At 44.3% G+C, this 2,218-nt stretch carries 2 protein-coding genes; both read left to right on the plus strand.

Annotated features, from left to right (window positions below):
- Nucleotides 1-773 (plus strand): bifunctional aspartate transaminase/aspartate 4-decarboxylase (locus AB6E78_RS22800; protein WP_372134262.1); only part of this gene is annotated, 773 nt, incomplete at its 5' end.
- Nucleotides 774-843: 70 nt separating this feature from the next.
- Entirely contained in the window at nt 844-2,052 is a 1,209-nt protein-coding gene (gene gltS, locus AB6E78_RS22805; RefSeq protein WP_017061004.1) for a sodium/glutamate symporter, read from the plus strand.
- Nucleotides 2,053-2,218: the final 166 nt, after the last annotated feature.

Consider the following 2,218-nt stretch of genomic DNA (forward strand, 5'->3'; position numbering starts at 1 on the left):
ACTTTGTGAATGAGCAACGCAGTGACCTATTCATCATCACTGATGACGTATACGGTACATTTGCCGATGACTTCGTTTCTCTATTTGCAAAACTACCATACAACACACTTTGTGTTTACTCGTTCTCTAAGTACTTTGGCGCAACAGGCTGGCGTTTAGGTACCATTGGTATCCAACACAAAAACGTATTTGATGACGCACTAAGTTCTTTCAGCGAAGAAAAACAGTGTCAACTTGATGGCCGTTACAAAACACTGACTCCAGAGCCACGTGACATTAAGTTCATCGACCGCATCGTTGCGGATAGCCGTAGCGTAGCCTTGAATCACACTGCCGGTCTATCTCTACCGCAACAAGTGCAAATGGCGATGTTTGCTCTAACTTGTCTAATGGACTCAGAAGGTCGCTACAAAGCCGCTTGCAAACGCATCATCCGTGAGCGCTACACAACGCTTTACAAAAACATGGGTGTAGAAATCGAAGAGAACAAAGACCGTGTGGATTACTACACACTCCTAGAGCTAGACACGCTAGGTGGCAAACTTTACGGTCAAGAGTTTGTCGACTGGTTCAAAGCTAACGAGAAAGGTAAAGACTTCCTATTCCGTCTTGCTCACGAAACTGGCGTCATCTTACTACCTGGTAAAGGTTTCGACACAGTACACGCCTCAGTACGCGTATCACTAGCGAACCTTACTCACCACGAGTACGAGCTAATTGGCCGTGCAACACGCACTGTGTTGGATGAGTACTTCCAAGAGTTCTCTGCGTAATTCGTAGTTGCTAGAAAATATAAGCCCCGTCAAGTCGGGGCTTTTTTATTCGGTTGTTTAGGTCGTGATAATGAATGTAATTTCTGTAAATGCCGTTGAATCTGCCATTTTGGCACTCTTGATGTTGTTGTTTGGTGAGGTAACCAAAAAACACACACCAATATTAAGTAAATATCATATCCCAGGGCCGGTGATTGGTGGGTGCATCGCAGCCTTAATTACTACTTGCTTATATCGCATGGGAATGGAGTTCGAATTTGAACTTCCTTATAAAGAGACGTTGATGCTGATGTTTTTCGCAGGCATTGGTTTAAGCGCAAATATCAAGCAGCTATTCCAAGGTGGACGCTTGTTCGTTGTCTTTCTCGGAATCGCCGTTGTTTATATTATTTTTCAGGACGCTATTGGTGTCGCTGCAGCCTCGTTCTTAGGGCTGGATCCTAAGCTAGGACTGATGACGGGCTCTATCACCCTATCAGGTGGGCATGGTACAGGTGCTGCATGGGCGTCGATGTTTCATGACCATTTTGGTGTCGATAATGCACTCGAAATCGCGATGGCCTGTGCCACTTTTGGTCTTGTGATTGGCGGTATTATCGGAGCGCCTTTAGGCACGTATTTGGTTGAAAAAAATCAACTTTCAACACCGAACGTACATGCAGCAGATGTGGAACACAAAAAGGCCCATCACATGCCGACTAAGGGCAATGTACTACATGGCATCGGAAGCGTTGTTCTTTTAGCATGCTGTGTTGAGCTCAGCCAAATGCTACATAGTTTAGTGCTTGTGCTCGATGTGCATTGGCTGAACATGGTGCCAAATTTCGTCTATGCGTTATTTGTTGGTGCACTATTCTCAACACTATTTAGCGAGAGCAAACCTGCCAAGATTGCGATGGTCGAAGTGGCACGTTTAAGCTCAATTGCCCTAAGTGTCTTCTTATCTATGGCATTGCTTGAAATCAAACTTTGGCAGCTGTTTGATATGGCGTTGTCGCTGGTGGTTATCCTAACGATTCAAACATTGTTTACTATTGTGTTTGTTACGTCCGTTACCTATAAGCTACTCGGTAAAAATTATGATGCCGCGGTGATGGCAAGTGGTCATGCGGGCTTTGGTTTGGGTGCGACACCGACAGCCATGCTCAATATGAATGGTATCACGGGTTACTACGGCCCATCGCCACAAGCGTATTTTATCGTGCCGTTAATTGGTGCGTTCTTTATCGATCTCTCAAACCTAATCGTTATAGAGACATTCTTACATTTCATGTCTTGATGGATCTTCCCCATCAAAGGGGATTACCAAAGTTCAGTACTTTGACTTTAAAATTTACTCAAGACATCAAAAACTATATTCAGAAGAGGAGTGAAGGTTTGAAAGGTGTAATTGTAGTGGTCAACTGATATTGGCCACGTTCCTAGAGTTTAACCAGAACAATCGT

The organism is Vibrio sp. 10N.247.310.98 (assembly GCF_041467395.1).
Lineage (GTDB): Bacteria > Pseudomonadota > Gammaproteobacteria > Enterobacterales > Vibrionaceae > Vibrio > Vibrio crassostreae_C.